This is a genomic window from Dellaglioa sp. CoH-55-MRSF-7 (genome assembly GCF_056782235.1).
Genome location: NZ_JBXAYI010000003.1, coordinates 56,813 through 76,685, shown reverse-complemented (window position 1 = coordinate 76,685; position 19,873 = coordinate 56,813). Strand labels below are relative to the sequence as shown.

Here is a 19,873-nt window from a genome sequence, read left to right as displayed (position 1 = left end):
CTTATTTTACCCTAATTCTATATCTATTACCATCGTATTTTTTCTCTTTTTATTAAATTTCTGTTAAGCTTGAGCTATCTTAAATGAGACAGGAGAACATAATGACAAAAAATTTAAATTGGGGAATTATTGGACTTGGTAACATCGCTCACAGCTTTACAACTTACTTTGATCAACCATTTGGTGAAATCTATGCCGCTGGCTCAAGAAACTTAGAAAAAGCGCAAACTTTTGCTAACGAATTTAATATTCCACATGCCTATGGTAACTATGAAGACTTATTAGCTGATGATGAAATTGACATCGTTTACATTGCGACACCTCACAACTACCATATCGACACAATCTTGGCTGCACTTAAAGCTGGCAAGCACGTCTTAAGTGAAAAAGCAATCACCATGACTAGTGATGAACTTAAACAAGCAACTGATTTAGCTGAAGAAAAAGGCTTGATTTTACAAGAAGCAATGACTATTTATCATATGCCACTTTATAAAAAAATTATTGAAGTAGCTGAAGAAAAAAAATTAGGCAAACTAAAAATGGTCCAAGCCTCATTTGGTAGTTTTAAAGATCCTGATCCAACAAATCGTTTCTTCAATCCTGATTTAGCTGGTGGCGCATTATTAGATATCGGTGTTTATGCATTAGCCTTTGTCCGTCAATTCATGACAGCCACACCAGAAATCACAGGTTCAGCAATGAATTTATTCGAATCAGGTGTTGACGAATCTGAAACGATTAGTTTACAAAATGCCAATAATGAACTCGCAACTGTTGCCTTAACATTCAGAGCTAAAATGCCTAAAATGGGTATTATTGCTTATGAAGGTGGTTACTTTACTGTTTACGATTATCCTCGAGCTAATAAAGCTGCTCTTGTATTATCTGATGGAACAGCTACAGAAATCACTGCCGGCCATACAAAACAAGCCATGAATTATGAAATTAAAGATGTTCAAGATATGGTTTTGGGTAATTTAAATCCTAAACCATTCTTAGAAAAAACAACAGATGTTATGTCAATAATGACACAAGCTCGTGAACAATGGGGCTTTAAATATCCTTTTGAAAAATAAGCTTCATCTGAAAAGTTATCACTAGAAATTGTTGATAACTTTTTTTAATTCCATGCTACACTAAAAGAAAAAGAGTTGGAGTTAATTTTATGAAACGAAAGAAACGTTATATTCAGAATCGAACACGTAATTATCTAATTGGACTTGCTGTCATTTTAGTTGTCTCCCTTTTCAGCGGAAAATTACCTAGTACTGTAAAAGATTTGCTACAAACAAATGGCAATTCAACTTCAGTCAATGTTAAAAATGGGACAGGAACAGCAAATACTAGTTCTATTAATAGTAGCAAGGCCATTAATGGAATTGTGGATAATGGTGCGCCAACCTTTTCAAAAAGTGATCTTGCAGATAATGCCAATGGTTGGATAAAATACGGCGCTCTTGACTCTCTTGGCCGTGCTACTCAGGCCAATGCTCTTTTAGTTAAAGCTTTAGAATCTAGAGGGTCATCAGCAGATTCTTCAATTCGACCAACTGGTTTTGTGTCAGGGCTGTCACCTTATTTTCATTCCCGTGGACATTTAATCGGTCGACAACTTGGTGGTAGTGGTGATAAAAAAGAAAATTTAGCAACATTATATCAAAACCCTGTTAACACACCCTACATGACCAAGTATGAAAACGCAGTTCGTGCAGCAGTTGATAAAGGAGATCATGTCCGTTATCAGGTAACACCAATTTTTTCTGGTAAGTCACTTTTCCCTAAAGCAATTCAAATGCAAGGTAAAAGTACAACTTCTTGGGGCAATATTAAATTTAATGTTACTATTTTGAATAAACGTTAATTCAAAGGAGTGTGTTATTCATGTTCACAGAATTAAAAAGTCAACTGATAGATTCAGCACCACAAACGCTACAACAATTATTACTTAATTCAAATATCCGTCAGACAAATGATGGCTATTTACAATTTCCTGGCAGCTCACTTCAAACACAATTTTTAGAAACAATGAACTTCTTGAAAACACCTGATACTATCTCTTTGAACTGGGATGACGTTTGTATCTTAGGTCAGACAATTGATGGTGATTATCTAGCAGGTGATCACTATTCAACAACCTTTTTTATTCCTAGTAGTCTGCTAGCAGATGATACTGAAATTCATCATATGCCTATAATCGACGCATTAATTGCACTAGAAAATGGAACATTAGATTCTAAAATTATTTCTAAATTCAACTAAAAAAAGTTATTAACAGCGAAATATCATTCGTTGTTAATAACTTTTTTATTTTTACCTATTAGCATCGTGTATTTTGTTCTCTAACTTTTCCGAACTATTTTTTGTAAAGGTCTTGCTATCAATGGCGCAACAATCCCTGCTAAAATCATCTCTGGAATACCGTTTGTGACAACTAGTCCCATAATATATGGTAATAATTGTGCCATATCAACTTTATAAAAATTAGCTGCTTGCCCATGATATAAAAGATAGATAAGGCCTAAAACTAAAACCGTATTAACCAATGAACCAAAAACAGAGGCAATAATCATGGCTAACGTTTTGTTTTTCCACCATTTATATAAAAAGTAAAAAATGACTGCTGTCACAATTCCAATTAAAATTCTTGGCACAATTGCTATAAGTGGATTTGTAAAAACAATGGGTGCAAGTGGACTAGTTGGCGACACAAACGCCCTGATAAATGTGATTAATCCCCAGACACCACCGATAAATGCACCATCTTTCCAGCCAAACACTAAAGCAGCAACAATCACCGTGATATGAATGGTTGTGATGCTTAAGGGGCCAACAGGGATGTAACCAAATAATGGCACAAAATTTTGAACAATAATGATTGAAATAAATAACGCCAAAATACTCATATGATATGTTTTATTATTAGTTTTCATCTACTTACTCCTACAAATTTAATCATTTCACTTCCGTTCCCTTATTATAACCGATTTAACGATTGTTACCATTTAATATGCAAAAAAATAGAACGTCACTAATTATAGAGGTAATCAGTGACGTTCTATTTTAAATAAATTTTATATTACATGAATGAGATAAGGGTCGTTAAAACAGGAACAACAATGATGAACAAGATTGTACTTGTTGTAACAATGTTTGTTGCGTATTTAACGTCTCCATGTGCTTCATTAGCTAAGATTGGTAATACGGCTAACATTGGTGTAGCTGATTGAACAATCAAAGTTTTTTGTAATAATGGTGCTAAATCTGCACCAGTTAAATGTGTACCTAAAAGAATAACAGCGATTAAAATGATTGGTGATAAAATAAAACGTCCAAGTAATGCAACGACTGTATCACGATCAAATCTGATACTCTTCAAACCGGCTTTAGCTAACACAATACCAATATAGATTAATGATAATGGTGTAACTAATCCACCAACATAACCTAATGTTTGGCTAATAAAATCAGGAACTGGAATTGCAAGAACCAAGAAGATTAATGCAACGATGAACCCAACAAGTGGCATTGGGATTACTTTAGCCCAGTTAATTTTCTTTTTCGTTTTATCTGATTTGTCTTTTGTTGGATCATCATTTGAAATTAAGAAAACACCAAATGCCCATGTTGAAACTGTATTAATAATATAGTAAACAAGGAAATATGAGATACTCTTATCGCCAAACAACGCAATATTTAAAGGTAAACCAATGAAAATTGTATTTGCATTAACAACGGCATTCATGAAGATACCACGACGACCAGGTTTGATGTTCAAGATATGAACAAGTGCCCATGCAATTAAGTAACCGATAATAACAGCAATTGCTGGGTAGAGTAAACTACCTGACAATGCAGCTAATTGATCACGTTTTAAATATTTTAAAACAGAAACGAAAATTGAAGCTGGTAAAGCAATTTTTGTAATTAATGATGAGATATTGCCACCAAATGAATCAGCGAACCAACCTTTAACTTGTAAAATGTATCCAAGTACCATCATCAAAACAACAACTAGAACACTTTGAATTGATTGGAAAAATACCATAATTAATTGTCCTTCTCTCTACGCTTTTTTTAGTATTTAGGTGTCCATTTCATATCTGAGACAGCCTTTTTAACATCTGTAATTGCTTCTTTGTTTAATTTTTGGTCAACAACACTTTGGGCAACTACTTCAGCAATTGTTTGTGAGAATTCTGCTAAATGTGTTACTGGTGGTAATACGGCAGCACCAACGGCTGTAGTATCAACGATTCCACCTAAAGCATGACTAGCTTGTGATAAGATTTCGCCATTAACTCTTGAAGATGTTGAAGCGATAATCCCAAATCCAAGACCTGGGTACATAAGTGCGTTGTTTGCTTGACCAATTTGGTAAGTAACACCTTTGTAATCAACATTATCAGCTGGAATACCAGTAGCAACTAAAGCTTTACCATCAGTCCATGCAATCAAATCTTCAGCCTTAGCTTCTGCTAATTTTGTAGGGTTTGATAATGGGAAGATGATTGGACGTTCAACATGTGAAGCCATGTCTTGAACAATTTCTTTTGTAAATGTACCAGGTTGTGTAGATGTACCAATCATAACAGTTGGTTGAACAGCTTTAACAACAGCTTCTAAAGAAGTTAATTCATCAGCATTAGCAAATTCTGAACGTTTATGCGTAAATTCTTTTTGGCCAGGTGTTAAGTCTTCTGTATCATCAAATAACAATCCTTGTTTATCAACTAAGAAGAAACGTTTGCGAGCATCTTCTTCTGAAACACCAGCGCGTTTCATTTCGTCCATAATTTGGTTAGCAATTCCGACACCAGCAGTACCAGCACCATAAGTAATAACTGTTTGGTCAACAATTGAACCTTTAGTGATACTTAGAGCACCTAAGATACCAGCTAAAACAACAATCCCTGTACCTTGGATATCATCATTAAATGTTGTGATTTCGTTTTGATATTTTTCAAGAATATTAGCAGCATTTGAACGGCCAAAATCTTCCCAATGTAATAACAATTCTGGGAACAAGTTCTTTGTACTTTGGACAAAGCCATCAACGAAGTCATAGTATTTGTCACCAGTTACACGTTCATGTTTGTTACCAAGGTATAATGGATCATTCAATAATGTTTCATTATTTGTTCCAGCATCAATAGAAACTGGTAAAACTTGTGAAGGATCAATTCCAGCAGCAGCTGTATAAACCATTAATTTACCAATTGCGATATCAACACCGTTGACACCCCAATCGCCCATACCTAAAATACCTTCAGCATCTGTCACAACGACTAAACGAATGTCACGTCCTGCAGCAGCATTTTTTAATGTTGCTTCGATATCTTCTGGATGATCAATTGATAAGAATGCAGCGTTTTGTGGATTTACATAAATTTCGTTGTATTCTTCGATTGAATCAGCAACAACTGGATCATAAACAACTGGCATAAATTCAGCCACATGTTGTCCCATTAAGTAGAAAAATAGTGTACGGTTTTCATTGAATAATTCCATTAAGAAATGGCGTTTTTCAAGACCAGTTTCTTTACTTAAATATTGTGCGTAGTTTTGTGTTGCTTGTTCTTCAATTGTTTGAACTTTAGCTGGTAACATACCAATAAGTCCTAATTCACGACGTTCTTCCATTGTAAATGCTGTACCTTTATTTACAAATGGGTTATTTAACATATCTTGTGCTTTTGTCATCATTAATTCCTCCATTATTTTTTTATATTTTATTTTCTCTTTAACTTACAAGAGCAAGAATACACCCCTTTAAAAATTATAGTCAAACATGTGTTATACTATAAATATTATTTATATGAGGATTATAAACGTTGATTTAGAGGAGATTATAATGAACATTCGAGATTTAGAATATTATCAACAAATAATTAATTTGAGAAATTTTTCAAAAGTTGCTCATTTTTTTTCAGTTAGTCAACCAACAATCACAACTGCAATGAAACGCTTAGAAACTGAATTAGACACAAATCTGATTATTCGTGATCAATCACATCATCAAGTTTCTTTTACACCAAGTGGTGAACAATTCGCTGAACATGTTAATATTATTCTCAAAGAATTAACAATTGCTAACCAAGAAATTAACCAACTTAAAAATGAGCACGTTCGATTTGGATTACCACCTATTATAGGAACGTACTATTTTCCGCAAATTGTCAGCAATTTATTTAATTCAGGTCTGATTAATCATCTAGATACAGTTGAGAACGGTTCCCAAGCCCTACTTCTTCAGTTAATAAACGGATCATTAGATATGGCTTTATTAGGTTCCGTTAAACCAATAGAAGATGACCGCTTAATTGCCAGAAATTTTGCATCTAAACACTTCAAGATTATCGTTAGCAAACATCATCCACTTGCTTCAAGAGAATCCGTTAAATTTTCTGAACTTCGAAATGAAAAATTTATTATGCAAAATGAGGGTTTTGTTCATCCAATCGCTTTTAAAGAGTTAACAACAAAAAATCATTTCAAACCAAAGATTATCTATACAACAAGTGACAGTCAGATTATTAAAAAAATGGTTACCGAAAATGTTGGTATTGGTTTTTTAACAGAACTAGCATTGGATGCTGCAGATGATTTAGTCTCACTCCCCTTATCGGAATTAGATCAACCTAAATTTTTAATGTCACTCGTTTATCGTACAAGTCATATTTTAACGCCTACACAAGCAAAATTAATTGACGTTTTAATTGATCCTTCTATCTAATAAGAGAATAACTTATACCTTAAATATAAAGGTATAAGTTATTCTTTTTATTATTTATAGCACCGCTTGACTAAATATCATTGACTAAAGAAACGTATGTTCGTATAATTGGATATATGTTAAGGAGGTTTCCTCGAATGTACAATTATAGTAACGAACCTAGAAAAGTCATCTTTATGATTGATTCAAAATCTTTCTATGCTTCTGTCGAATCAGTTGCACGCGGTCTTAATCCATTACGCTCTATTCTCGTTGTTATGTCTACAGCAAAGAATACAGGTAGCGGGTTAGTACTAGCTGCTAGCCCTATGGCTAAGAAAATATTTGGTATCACAAACGTATCACGAGCTACTGATGTTCCAATTCATGATAAACGTTTAGTTGTTGCCCAACCCAGAATGAATCTTTACATAGAAGAGAACTTAAAAATCAATAAGCTATTTCAACAATTTGCCTCAAATGACGATATTCACCCATACTCTATCGATGAGTCAATTATTGATATGACGACTAGTTGGAAACTTTTCGGAAATAGTCCCTATGAAGTTGCTCGTAAAATTCAACTTGCGGTCAAAGGGGAAACAGGAATTTATACAACCGTTGGTATTGGTGATAATCCACTTCTTGCTAAATTAGCTCTGGATATTGAAGCAAAACATAACCATAGTTTAATTGCTGAATGGCATTATGAAGACGTCCCCGATAAGTTATGGCCAATAACACAACTTGACGATATCTGGTCAATTGGATCTAAAACTGCCGAAAAATTACAAAAAAATCATATCAATTCAATGAACGATTTAGCTCACTTCAACCCATATGAATTAAAAAACAAATTTGGCGTAATTGGTAGCCAATTATTTGCGTTTTCTTGGGGAATTGATCGTTCAATCATTCATGATAAATATACCCCCAAGGAAAAATCCTATGGTAATAGCCAAGTCTTACCAAAAGACTATGTTATCCAATCTGAAATTGAAGTCGTTATTCGTGAAATTGCAGAACAAGTAGCAGCACGATTACGTTCTCATCACAAAGTGGCTACTGTCATTAATTTAGGCATTGGATTTTCTTTAGCCGAAACGACAGATTCTGGAAAAAGATATTCAGGCTTTGGTAGTTCATTAAAAATTGATTCAACAAATAGTAATGCCCAAATCACAAAATATGCCATCGACCTATTTCGAAAAAAATGGCGTCATGAAGCTCTAAGACATATTAGTATTTCGTGTGGCAAATTAGTTGACGATAATAGTCAACAATTAGACATGTTTGACACTAATAATACGGAACAAAAGAATCACAACTTGGACAATACCATTGACATCATACGAAAAAAATATGGTTTTAAATCGATCGTAAAACTTTCCAGTAAGTCTGAAGGTGCAACAGCTATTTATCGCGCTGGGTTAGTCGGTGGCCATGCTGGGGGTAATACCTATGAGTAAAACAACTGATGTTGATGCAAATTTGATAAATCAATTTTTAAAATATGATTATCACGATCGCGGTATGATGAAATGGCAAGGATTCTATTTAAGCGACCATACATCGGCTCGAACAAAAAAATTAAACGAAGAGACACGAAAACAGAAATTAACACATGACATTAAGATGAATGATACTAAAATTGCAGAAGTAATCAATTTGGCAATCATTAAATCCACCCCTGTCACTGTTGATCTCACTAATAAAAATTTGGATGATACACTTTTAGAACCTATACAGGGACTCATTAATGGCTGGTATGAAGATAATATAATTATCAATCATATCACCGTTAAAATTAATGATATTCATGCAATATCATTAAGCCAAATGACTAATGGAGAAGGTAGAAGAAGTATATAAGTAGATAACTTCTACTTACTATACTTCTTCTACCTTTTTTGTTTGATTAATTATAAAAAAACCTCCAGTATTGGATTGGTCCAATACTGGAGGTTCACTTTACTATTTTTTTTATTAAGCTTCTGGTAAATCTAATGTTTCGATTTTTGAATCTAACACTGGAGCATCGTCAGCTTTTTTAACTTTTTTAGTTGTTTTCTTTGGTGCTGCTGATTCTTCCTTAACTTCTTTAGCAGGTTCTTCATCGGGTGCAAATAATTTTGCACGAACTTCTTGGTCCATATCATGTAACATATCAGGTTTTTGTTCCAAAATATTAACGACATTTGGTTTACCTTGACCTAAACGTTCGCCATGGTATGAGAACCATGACCCAGCTTTTTCAGCAATACCATTTTCAACAGCAAGATCTAAGATATCAGCAGTAGCTGAGATACCTGACCCGTACATCATATTTAATTCAGCAATCTTAAATGGTGGTGCTACCTTGTTTTTAACAACTTTAATAGTTGTTTCATTACCAATGACATCCGTACCATCTTTAATTTGTCCACGGCGACGAACATCTAAGCGAATTGTTGCGTAGAATTTTAAGGCACGGCCACCTGGTGTTGTTTCAGGGCTACCGAACATGACACCAACTTTTTCACGTAATTGATTAATAAAAATAACAGTTGTTCTTGTTTTGTTGATTGAACCAGCCAATTTACGGAGAGCTTGTGACATCATACGAGCTTGTAACCCAACATGAGCGTCACCCATTTCGCCTTCAATTTCTGCACGAGGAACTAAAGCTGCAACTGAATCGATAACGACAAGATCAACGGCACCACTGGATACCAAAGCATCTGCAATTTCTAATCCTTGTTCACCAGTATCTGGCTGTGATAATAGTAATCCATCAATATCAACACCTAATGCTGTTGCATATGCGGGATCCATGGCATTTTCAGCATCGATATAAGCAACTGTACCACCATTTTTTTGGACTTCTGCTGTTGCATGAAGTGCAATTGTTGTTTTACCAGAACTTTCTGGTCCGTATATTTCAACAATACGGCCTTTAGGAAAACCACCAACTCCCAATGCGTAATCCAATGATAAAATCCCAGTTGAAGTAACATCAATCTTCGTGTCAGCTTTGTCCCCCATCTTCATGATGGCACCTTGTCCGAATTCTTTTGTAATTGCTGATAACGCTTTTTCTAGTGCTGCTTCGCGTTCTTTACCGTCTTTTCTTTTGCCGTCTCCGGTTGCAATACTTCTGTTAGCCATAGTTAGTAACCATCCTCTCAATAGTAGAACATCTGTTCGTTTCCATTTACTTATCATACCTCATTAAAATTTATATCGCAAGCGTTAAATCATCTTTACCGAAAATAAAAAGAACGATGCAATTATCGTTCTTACTAGGTATCGATGTATTCAATTATACTGCATGCTCATTAATTAAGTACGCCATTTTCTTAAATAATTTCTATTTATTTAACTTATTCCATCGATTCAATCTGACTAATTGTCTCTTTTAAAACGCGTCTGAACGTTGCAAGATCCTGCCCTGTAACTTGCGTTTCCAATTTACTTTCCAATTGATTCCAAAAGTCACTATTAAAAGTTGTTAGACCTTTATACTTATCCGTAACAGATAAGTGAACAACTCGTTTATCTGTTATATCAGCCTTTTTTTCCACTAATCCTAATGTGATTAATTTTTTCAAATGGTAATTCGTATTTGGCGTTGATTGATTCAACAATTTTGAAACGCGTCCAATTGTTGGACTGTTCAACTGTTCGATCGCATTTAGATAATAAGTATCAATTGTCCCCAATTGTTTAATGTTCATTAGTCCATCTTGTTTCCCATACAAGCTCAACAACTGATTTAATTTGTTGAAAGTCCCACTTAACTCAATCATTTTGACCCTCCTAGTTATAGATCGCCTTAGTTCCCACCCAAAATAAAGCAAAAAATTATTGATTTCTAATACATAAATGTTTATTTGACTTATTATAATGTAAAAAGAGGCGTATACACAAGTAATACGTCCCCGATTTTAATAAAAATATGTTATCACTGAAAACGTTTAACTACCTGTAACTGTTGAACCTTGCCAGCTAAGCATTCCGCCATATACATCAACAACATCATAACCTTTTTCAAATAGGATATCTGCAGCTTGTGCACTACGACGTCCTGATCGACAAATAATATATGCTTTACCTGTTAATTCATAATCGTCAACTTCATCTAACGGAATATTAATTGACCCAGGAATATGGCCTTCAGCAAACTCGTCATCTTCTCGAACATCAATAATCTGTGGCTTTTGTGCTAATAATAGGTCAAGTTCCGTAGTCGTAATTGTTGGAATATCATCTTCAAAGTTCATTTAGTTACCCTCTTTTATTTAGTTATGGTTTTTATTAGTCTGTATCAATTTATTATCTATATTATCATATGTTTTTATTTCATATTTTTCAAATATTTAGATTTTAATATTGATAGATTTAGAAGGCTCTAAGGTAAGACTTACGTCTCTTTTTAATTGGGAACAGCGTAGGTTATAACATAATACTAAAAATGGGTACTAAAAAGCCACTCCATAATAACGGAGTGGCCTCTTTATATTTAATTATTACTATCATGTATCACATGTTGATAAGAAACTAAGTTCTTCTTTAATTTTCCAAAAATTTTAACCAATGAATCATGAGCACTTTCCGTTGAACGATCTTCGGCTAAGTACTGCCACGTTGAAATAATCAATAACAGTGACACAAAAATTAATGGGAACCCAGCTAATAAACAGATAGCTTGGATTGTTTTAAAACCACCAACGAAGACGATACCAAATGAGAATAACATGAAAATTCCCATCCAAACCAAGCGGTTAAACAAACTTGGTTGCTCTGTCGGTTTGAGTTTTGTACTAGTAAACGACGACACGATAAATGCAGATGATGAAATCGTCGTTGCTAAGAAGATAAAACATGAAATCGCATAGATAACTAACATTACGTATTTAAATGGCAATGTTGAAATAACTTGTGCAATTGCTGCAGCTTGACCATATACATTCAGTGTATGAATTAAATCAGCAGCTCCACTTTGTTGTAAATAGAGTGAATAACCACCTAAGATTGCGTAGAAACTCATACATCCTAAAGCACCATACGCAAGCATCCCTAATATCACCTGACGAATCGTTCGTCCACGCGAAATTCTAGCAATGAATAAGCCCATGAATGGCATGAAAGTTAACCACCAACCCCAATAGAAAATAGTTTCCGATTTAACAGGGTCAATCGCATGACCTAATCCTGAAGCTGTCCCTGTACTCATTGCTACAAACTGAGTAACCATCAGTACAAGACTGTTACCTTCTGACTTCAAAATATAAACCGTTGGTCCAACTAACAGAACAATTAACAAAAAGCCAATGGCTGTCCAAATATGAGCTGAACTCAATCGATCAATCCCACCCTTAATTCCTTTAAACATGGTTAACGTGAAAATGCTGAACAGGACAACAAATAATGCTAATTTTAAAAGTATTGTATCTTGGACTCCCGTTAATGTTGCGATAATTTTTGATAATACAGGTATTTCCATCCCAACTGATGAACCAACACCGCCCATAATACCGAAAACGACAAGAAAATCAATTATTTTTCGTAAGATTTTTTTATAAGGCTGATCCCCTTTTAACATAGGAATCACATCACTAACACACATAACTTTCGCTTTTTTAACGTACATAACGTATGAAATAATTACAGCTGAAGATGCAAACATCATCCACGCCATTGGACCCCAATCAAATTGACCTAACATGTGAGCATTTTGATAATTAGCAGGAGACATCGCTTTAGCACCAAACAAAGGTTGTTGCACGTAGCGAAGTGGATCAACCATGCTAAGCATTAAAATACTGGCATCAATGGCCGTCGCAAATACCATACTACCCCATTTAAAATCACTGTATGCCGGCTTTTCGCCTTTATTACCCAATGTAATTTTGCCATAATGGCTTAATGCAATATATAAAAAGAAAACAAAATTGAGAATATAGATACCAAGGTAAGCCCAACTCAAGTGGGCCGTAATAGCATCCATTATTGAACCTAATTCTGCCTTCAAACCAGACCCACCGAGTAATAATCCAACTGATACTAAAATAAATAATGCCACAGTCGGTAAAAACATTTTTTTGTCGATATTCTGTTTTTCTAAAATAAAAATTTCCTCCTAAATTTTAGAGCACGATCTTTAATTCATCGCCGTACTCACTCCGATAATTCTGCTTTTAATTGCACAAAAAAAGCACACTGATACAGTTTCTCCACTAGGGATATCTGCACAGCGTGCTTGTTAGCTTTGCTATCTTATACAAATACTCATAACGTAAATTATAATATTCTATCGAATCACTTACCTGGACTCACGTCACCGTTATCATCTAGATAACGAATAATTCGTGCCGGGTTACCCGCAATTACGAGATCATCACCAAACGATTTTGTGACCACAGATCCAGCGCCGACAACGACTCGATTACCAATCGTAACTCCTGGTAAAATCGTGACGTGTCCACCCATCCAGACACTATCACCAACCGTAATTGGTTTACCCATTTCAACATCCGCATCACGTAATTTTGCAGATAAGGGGTGTACTGGCGTGTAAAATCCAACGTCTGGTCCAATGTAACAATGATCACCAATTGTGATTGGACAAGTGTCCAACATCGTTAAATGGTAGTTCGCATAAAAGTGATTTCCGATATGAATATTAAATCCATAATCAAATTCGATTCCCGTTTCGGCCCAAAAGTCTTCACCGGAATCAGCCAATAATGCTTTAATATTTGTATTTTGTTGCTTATTATCGTCAAGCTGGTTAATTGTCCGCAGTTTTCTCCGAATCAGTTCTCGTCGTTCAACTAGTTCAGGATCCAACTGCTCATACGGTTCACCATCTGACATCTTTTCTCTCTCAGTTTTTATCATGTTATAAGAATACCACTTATGTCATGATTTGTTAAATAGAAATTTATTTTCTATAAACACAGTAAAATAAAGCTATTTTATTAACATTAATTGAATTGGATTAATTTTAATTAGAGTAAATTTTAACCCTATTATTACAGAAAAATCTTCTAATAACAATTCACAGCATATTCGCTGTTCATCAATCATTAGAAGATTTATTTAACTTATTTTATCAACAAATAGTTGTGTTATTTGTTTAGGTCTTGTAATAACGCCACCGACAACTGCCGAAAATGCGCCAATATCAAATGCTCTCTTAACTTCTTCTGGAGTCGTTGTATGACCCTCCATAATAACAGGGATTTTAAGATTTTTAATTAACTTTTCTAGTAAATCAAAATCTGGGCTATCCCTTTCGTCCGTATATTCTGTATATCCTGACATCGTTGTAGAAACCATATCAAATCCATTTTTTTCAGCCATAACGCCTTCTTCATAATTAGAAATATCTGCCATGGCTAATCTATTTCCTTCATGAATTTTATTGACTAAATCAGTTACCTTTTCATTATGAGGCCGTTGTCTAACCGTTGCATCTAATGCAATAATCTCAGCGTCAGTTTCCAGTAATTCATCTACTTCTTTCATCGTTGCTGTAATATAGACTTCTGAATCTGCATAATCTCGTTTGATTATGCCAATCAACGGTAATTTTACTTGTTTTTTAATTTCTACAATATCAGAAACTGAATTTGCTCGTATCCCCACAGCACCACCCATCTCAGCTGCAAGGGCCATTCTCCCCATGATAAATGAACTAAATAATGGTTCACCTTCTAGTGCCTGACAAGAAACAACTAACCCATTCTTTATTTCATCTAAATTCATCATATTATCTCCCTTTATATATCACTAGCATTTGTCTCAATAACTTGTTTATACCAATCAAAACTATCTTTCTTGTAACGTTTCAATGAGCCATTTCCATCGTCATCTTGATCAACATAAATGAACCCATAACGTTTACTCATTTCTGAAGTTGATGCGCTAATTAAATCAATGCAGCCCCACATTGTGTACCCCATTAAATCAACACCATCCATAACAGCTTCTTTCATTTGAATGATATGTTCTTCAAGATACTTAATGCGATAGTCATCATGAACTTTGCCATCATCGCCTAACTTATCTAGGGCCCCAATTCCATTTTCAACAATAAATAGTGGCACACGGTAACGATCCCACATTGCATTCAATGTGATTCTTAATCCAATGGGATCAATTTGCCAACCCCAGTCACTTGTTTCTAAGTAAGGATTTTTTTCACCATTAATCATATTTCCTAACGATGTATCACCCGTTTTGCCAGCTGAAGTGACCGTTGACATATAATAACTAAAACTAAGGAACGCAACTTTGCCCATTTTAAGAATAGCTTCATCCCCTGGCTCCATCACAATATGAACATCATTTTCTTTGAAATAGCGGTTCATGTATTCAGGGTATTCGCCGCGGACTTGAACATCGGTGAAGAACAAGTTTAAATTATCATTTTCTTGAGCGGCACGAACATCTGCTGGATTAGGCGTTGATGGATAAGTTTGCATTCTAGCAAGCATACAACCTACCACAAAATCAGGATTAATTTTCCGTGCTTGTTCAACTACCAAAGCACTTGCGATAAATTGGTGATGAACAGCTTGATACCGAATTTGTAATTGTTCTCTCTGTGTTAATTCACTGTCAACAGCACCCGTTTCCATGAAACCAAATGAGCTAACATTAATTTCGTTAAACGTTAACCAATATTTAACCTTATCTTTAAAACGGTTAAGTACAACGTCCGTGTAATGTGTAAAACTAGCAATTGTGTCACGGCTTACCCACCCATTTTGTTTAACTGTCAAATCAAGTGGCATTTCATAATGCGATAATGTGACAACAGGTTCAATATCATACTTAGCTAACTCATCAAAAACGCGGTCATAAAATGCTAACCCAGCTTCATTGGGTTCCGTTTCATTACCATTTGGAAAAATTCGTGCCCATGCCATAGACATCCGGTATGTTTTAAAACCCATTTCTGCAAATAATTTAATATCTTCTTTATAATTATGATAGAAATCAATCCCACGACGTTTTGGATAATGGTCAGTGGTTTTATCGTCCATCGCTTCTTCAATGACTTTCATTGTGACAGAACCAAGATTCATTTCTGTTCTTTTTTCAGATTTACGAATAACTTCAGCAGTAGTCATCCCTTTGCCATCTAAATCCCAGCCACCTTCAACTTGGTTTGCAGCTGTTGCGCCACCCCATAAGAAACCTTTTTTAAACCCTTTTGGATAATCTGTTTTATACATATTAATACACTCCTTCAAAGTTTTTTGTTTAACTTATGTATCTGTGAACTATTTCAAATAGAGGTTTTACTAGTTTTTTTCAAAAAAATTACCTATTGATAACTAAACAAATAGTTATCAATAGGTAATGCCTGATCGAATCAGTTACAGCCCTTATTTGACAAATTAAGTATATCAAATATAGTAAGCGCTGTCAAAGTTAGTTTAAAGGCTTACTCACCTTGCCTTATTTTTTCAATAACCTGAATAATATTAAACGTATCCTGTAGGCTATGTCGCTCACAAGTCTTTGCACCAATTTCAACTAGATTAATAAAAGCTTGAATTTCAAGCGTCATATCATCTCCAACGATACTATAGTCCCGATTAATTTTTTGTCCATCATTTAATTCAATCGTATATTTTTCAATTCGATTATACATTGGAATAACGATACGACCTTGTTGCCCAACAATAATCGCAACTCGCGGTTTAGCTTCATTTATTGCGCCTTCAATGAGTGCCTGAGCGCCTTTTTCAAAATGTATCGTTGCTGAAAATTTTTCATCAATCCCATTATGCATGTCTAATTTTGATTCAATATGCGAAATATCTGAACCTAAAATTTCTAACACAAAACCAATTGGATAAGTACCGATATCGTTCAAAGCACCACCCTGTCCTTTTTGAAGTAAATATGAAGTTGCTTTTTGAGATGGAATGGCATTAGAACAAAAGTTAGCTGACATGGTTTGGATGGGTCCGATTGAAGCTAAATCTTGTTTTAAATGATCCATACCGATGTTAAATTTTGTTTTAAACGCTTCAACAAATAAGGTTTGATTTTCACTTGAAGCTAATTCAATTTCTTTCATATCTGTCGTTGTTAGTACAGCCGGTTTTTCACAAAATACCGGAATATTTAGCTTCAACGCCTTTAGTGACCACTCTTTATGCAACATATGTGGCAATGCGATATAAACGCCATCAATCGAATCATCGCCTAAAAGAGCTTGATATGAATCATAAATGGTTATATCTGGATTATTCGCTTTAAACACATCGTCATTAAATAATGACTTTGATCCAATTGCTGTAACTTGTCCATTTTTTGTATATCGAATACTTTCATAAAATCGCTTTGCAATATTACCGTAACCAATAATTCCAAAATTCATTGTTCTTATCTCCATTTCTATTTAACCGTTTTCATTAATTATAGCCGACTCATACAGTATGCACCAAATTAAATTTCAAACTCAAAAAGGTCACCCCATTTCCGGGGTGACCTTCTCGTGATTCAATCTTATTTTTTAACCTACAAGTTCAATTTTGTTTCCTTCAGGGTCCAAAATGACTGCTTCATAATAGCCATCCCCTGTTGTCCGAGGGCCACTAACAACTTCTATTCCAGATTTTTTAAAATCAATCACCATTTGATCAACGGTCACATGATTCTCAACAGAAAAGGCTAAATGTGCATAACCAAATCCATCAGGATAGCGATCTGTAATATCCGTTCTCGTCATAATTTCTAATCTTGCTTGACCATCTGGAAAGCTCAAAAAGTATGACGAAAATCCTTTAGTCCCATTGTCATAACGCACACCAAAAGTTGCCTTAAAATTAGTCACATAAAAATCACGCATTGCTTCAAGATTTTCTACCCATAAACCAACGTGTTCGATTTTCATTTGCTTAAACCTCCGTTGTTTCAATCGGAAAAACTAATTCAAATTCCTCACAAACCACTGGCATTGTCTCATCAAATGTCTTATTAACACTTTCTAATTCTTCTTCAAAAAAAGATTGATGAACACTTCGCCAATAAGCTAAATTTCTATCGCCTTCGCCTTCAAGAAAAGCATGCTCTTCTGTAACTTCGTTAAATGGTGTCACATAAACTTTTATTGTTTTCGTAATCGCCATTGGATTATCTTTATAATCAACAATGACATTGTAATCGCCAACTTTTGGTAAAGGTTCTTCATCAAAATATAAATTATAAGCTGACGATGTCCCTGTTTTAAGACCATCTAAAACTAATTTACCTAATTCTAACGTTTCTTTCTTAGTGACGCCAAATGACCATGCATCATAATTATCATGTTCAATTTTATTTGCCTTTTTAAATGCTTGCCAATACTCATAAATTGTCATATGAACTCTCCTTCAAGAATTTAATCTTCTGCGTTTAATATATCTAAGAACAACTCACCATATTTTTCCAATTTACTTTCACCAACACCTTTAACATCCAACATATCAGTTAACGTTTCCGGCATAACCTCACACATTGAATATAACGTTTTATCAGAGAAGATAACAAATGGCGGTACACCTTGTTCCTCTGCTAATTCGCGACGTAATTGTCTTAATTCTTCAAATAGTTCATTATCTTCAGGTAATGCTTGTTTAACTTTTACAGCCATTTTACGTGTAACTTTAGTTTCACCTTTTAAGACGCCAACTCCTTCTGCAGCAAGTTGCAGAACCGGATATTGGCCGCTTGAAGCCTGTAAAAAACCTGACGCAACTAAATAATCAATCAATCCAGAAACTTCCTTCTGCGATTGATCTTTCATCAGTCCATACGTAGGTAATTCATCAAATCTAAACTGCATCACCTTTTGGACTTTTGAACCTGTTAAAACTTGTGCGACTAACCCTTTACCAAAATGTTCACCCATCCGTTTTACACATGATAAAACCTTTTGGGCATCAATCGAAATATCTTGTGCATCTCGTGTATCCAAGCAATTGCCGCAACGGCCACATTCTGGTGCTTCATCGCCAAAATAATTCACAATTGTCTGTTGTAAACACTGTTGCGTGTTTGCGTATTGCGTCATTTCTTGTAATTTTAAATACTCATGTTTTTTATTAACATCATCCATTTCAGATTGGTCAATGAAAAAATGTTGAATCTGAACATCTTTTAAATTAAAAAGTAAAATTGCTTCACTTGGCAAGCCATCTCGTCCAGCACGTCCGGCTTCTTGATAATAAGCTTCTAAACTACCAGGTATCTGATCATGGATTACAAATCGAACATTACTTTTATCAATTCCCATCCCAAATGCATTCGTCGCAATCATTACCTGAACACGATCGTACAAGAAGTCTTCCTGATTCTGACGACGTTCATCTTCTTGCAACCCGCCGTGATACATCGCCACTTTAATCTTAGCTTTTTTTATTAATTTCGTTAACCGTTCGACTTCTTTACGCGTACTTGCATAAATAATACCAGATTGTTGTTTCTGTCCCTTTAAATACTCGAGTAAGAAACGATCACTATTTTGATCTTTAACGACTTGGAAGGCTAAATTTTCACGTGAAAACCCAGTTTTAACTTCATGTATAATCGATAATCGTTGCATAATATCCGCAGCTACTTGAGTTGTCGCTGTCGCTGTTAATGCAATAATCGTCGGATTCGAATTCAAACGTTGAATCGTTTCCGTTAAGCGTAAATAACTAGGACGGAAATCGTGCCCCCATTGTGAGATACAGTGCGCTTCATCAATAGCGACAAGATCAATTCTTAATTCCGCTAAATCTGCCATAAAACCATCAGAATCTAATCGTTCTGGTGACACATAAAGTAACTTAACTTCACCACGAGCAGCTTGATTAAAGCGTTCACGAACCTCCGTGTAATCTAGCGTACTATTGATAAAGGTTGCTGGAATGCCATTTTCATTTAAAGCATCAACTTGATCCTTCATTAAAGAAATTAAAGGAGATATCACTAACGTTAGTCCATCTAATATAAGTGCTGGAATTTGGTAACATAGCGATTTTCCGCCGCCTGTAGGCATAATAGCTAAAACATCTTCACCCGTTAGAATACGATCAATAACTTCTTTTTGACCTTGGCGAAAATTGTCGTACCCAAATTTTTCTTTTAAAACTGATTGTGGATTCATATAATCCTTTCTCTTTGCTC

20 protein-coding genes are annotated in these 19,873 nt (G+C 34.9%); 6 read left to right on the top strand and 14 right to left on the bottom strand.

Features of this window, described 5'->3' with window-relative positions; translation table 11 throughout:
* Window positions 1–101 precede the first annotated feature (101 nt).
* From AC1RPU_RS04150 to AC1RPU_RS04140, 3 genes are all read left to right on the top strand, one after another.
* Window positions 102–1,079, top strand: coding sequence for a Gfo/Idh/MocA family protein (locus tag AC1RPU_RS04150; RefSeq protein ID WP_481761577.1), 978 nt, complete (start codon window positions 102–104; stop codon window positions 1,077–1,079).
* Window positions 1,080–1,168: 89 nt separating this feature from the next.
* A complete protein-coding gene (locus AC1RPU_RS04145; protein WP_481761578.1) occupies window positions 1,169–1,864 on the top strand; it encodes a DNA/RNA non-specific endonuclease in 696 nt (231 codons plus the stop codon).
* 20 nt (window positions 1,865–1,884) lie between these two features.
* Window positions 1,885–2,262, top strand: a complete 378-nt coding sequence (locus AC1RPU_RS04140) for a hypothetical protein (RefSeq protein WP_481761579.1) — start codon at window positions 1,885–1,887, stop codon at window positions 2,260–2,262.
* Window positions 2,263–2,342: 80 nt separating this feature from the next.
* Here AC1RPU_RS04140 and AC1RPU_RS04135 read toward each other — a convergent pair whose 3' ends face one another.
* The 3 genes from AC1RPU_RS04135 to AC1RPU_RS04125 form a co-directional block, all read right to left on the bottom strand.
* Complete coding sequence (locus tag AC1RPU_RS04135; RefSeq protein WP_409022067.1) at window positions 2,343–2,933, bottom strand: ECF transporter S component; 591 nt, start codon at window positions 2,931–2,933, stop codon at window positions 2,343–2,345.
* Window positions 2,934–3,079: 146 nt separating this feature from the next.
* Window positions 3,080–4,048, bottom strand: coding sequence for an AEC family transporter (locus AC1RPU_RS04130; RefSeq protein ID WP_409022066.1), 969 nt, complete (start codon window positions 4,046–4,048; stop codon window positions 3,080–3,082).
* A 29-nt stretch (window positions 4,049–4,077) separates the two neighbouring features.
* The gene (locus AC1RPU_RS04125) at window positions 4,078–5,718 is read right to left on the bottom strand and encodes a malolactic enzyme (protein ID WP_481761580.1); all 1,641 of its coding nucleotides are present in this window, start codon (window positions 5,716–5,718) and stop codon (window positions 4,078–4,080) included.
* Window positions 5,719–5,854: 136 nt separating this feature from the next.
* Here AC1RPU_RS04125 and AC1RPU_RS04120 point away from each other — a divergent pair, with 136 nt between their 5' ends.
* The 3 genes from AC1RPU_RS04120 to AC1RPU_RS04110 all read left to right on the top strand — a co-directional run bounded on the left by AC1RPU_RS04120 (window position 5,855) and on the right by AC1RPU_RS04110 (window position 8,587).
* Window positions 5,855–6,736 (top strand): LysR family transcriptional regulator, encoded by an 882-nt coding sequence (locus tag AC1RPU_RS04120; protein WP_481761581.1) that lies wholly within the window; start codon window positions 5,855–5,857, stop codon window positions 6,734–6,736.
* 137 nt (window positions 6,737–6,873) lie between these two features.
* A complete protein-coding gene (locus AC1RPU_RS04115; protein ID WP_481761582.1) occupies window positions 6,874–8,184 on the top strand; it encodes a Y-family DNA polymerase in 1,311 nt (436 codons plus the stop codon).
* Window positions 8,177–8,587, top strand: coding sequence for a hypothetical protein (locus tag AC1RPU_RS04110; RefSeq protein ID WP_481761583.1), 411 nt, complete (start codon window positions 8,177–8,179; stop codon window positions 8,585–8,587). The genes AC1RPU_RS04115 and AC1RPU_RS04110 overlap by 8 nt, the downstream gene beginning before the upstream one ends.
* A gap of 114 nt (window positions 8,588–8,701) precedes the next feature.
* Here the strand turns inward: AC1RPU_RS04110 and recA are convergent, their stop codons facing one another.
* The 11 genes from recA to recQ all read right to left on the bottom strand — a co-directional run bounded on the left by recA (window position 8,702) and on the right by recQ (window position 19,853).
* A complete protein-coding gene (gene recA, locus AC1RPU_RS04105) occupies window positions 8,702–9,862 on the bottom strand; it encodes a recombinase RecA (RefSeq protein WP_481761584.1) in 1,161 nt (386 codons plus the stop codon).
* A 215-nt stretch (window positions 9,863–10,077) separates the two neighbouring features.
* Window positions 10,078–10,503: a MarR family winged helix-turn-helix transcriptional regulator gene (locus tag AC1RPU_RS04100; protein ID WP_409022061.1), complete on the bottom strand. Its 426-nt coding sequence runs from the start codon at window positions 10,501–10,503 to the stop codon at window positions 10,078–10,080.
* Window positions 10,504–10,671: 168 nt separating this feature from the next.
* On the bottom strand, window positions 10,672–10,977 hold the full coding sequence (locus tag AC1RPU_RS04095) for a rhodanese-like domain-containing protein (protein ID WP_481761585.1): 306 nt from the start codon (window positions 10,975–10,977) through the stop codon (window positions 10,672–10,674).
* A 239-nt stretch (window positions 10,978–11,216) separates the two neighbouring features.
* Window positions 11,217–12,794: a BCCT family transporter gene (locus AC1RPU_RS04090; RefSeq protein WP_481761586.1), complete on the bottom strand. Its 1,578-nt coding sequence runs from the start codon at window positions 12,792–12,794 to the stop codon at window positions 11,217–11,219.
* 221 nt (window positions 12,795–13,015) lie between these two features.
* Entirely contained in the window at window positions 13,016–13,597 is a 582-nt protein-coding gene (locus AC1RPU_RS04085; RefSeq protein WP_409022058.1) for a sugar O-acetyltransferase, read from the bottom strand.
* Window positions 13,598–13,798: 201 nt separating this feature from the next.
* Entirely contained in the window at window positions 13,799–14,470 is a 672-nt protein-coding gene (locus AC1RPU_RS04080; protein ID WP_481761587.1) for an N-acetylmannosamine-6-phosphate 2-epimerase, read from the bottom strand.
* 11 nt (window positions 14,471–14,481) lie between these two features.
* The gene (locus AC1RPU_RS04075) at window positions 14,482–15,942 is read right to left on the bottom strand and encodes a glycoside hydrolase family 1 protein (RefSeq protein WP_481761588.1); all 1,461 of its coding nucleotides are present in this window, start codon (window positions 15,940–15,942) and stop codon (window positions 14,482–14,484) included.
* Between the two features lie 212 nt (window positions 15,943–16,154).
* A complete protein-coding gene (locus AC1RPU_RS04070) occupies window positions 16,155–17,099 on the bottom strand; it encodes a Gfo/Idh/MocA family protein (protein WP_481761589.1) in 945 nt (314 codons plus the stop codon).
* Between the two features lie 135 nt (window positions 17,100–17,234).
* A complete protein-coding gene (locus tag AC1RPU_RS04065) occupies window positions 17,235–17,615 on the bottom strand; it encodes a VOC family protein (protein ID WP_481761590.1) in 381 nt (126 codons plus the stop codon).
* Window positions 17,616–17,619: 4 nt separating this feature from the next.
* The gene (locus tag AC1RPU_RS04060; RefSeq protein WP_481761591.1) at window positions 17,620–18,081 is read right to left on the bottom strand and encodes an ASCH domain-containing protein; all 462 of its coding nucleotides are present in this window, start codon (window positions 18,079–18,081) and stop codon (window positions 17,620–17,622) included.
* A gap of 20 nt (window positions 18,082–18,101) precedes the next feature.
* Window positions 18,102–19,853, bottom strand: a complete 1,752-nt coding sequence (gene recQ, locus AC1RPU_RS04055) for a DNA helicase RecQ (RefSeq protein ID WP_481761592.1) — start codon at window positions 19,851–19,853, stop codon at window positions 18,102–18,104.
* Window positions 19,854–19,873: the final 20 nt, after the last annotated feature.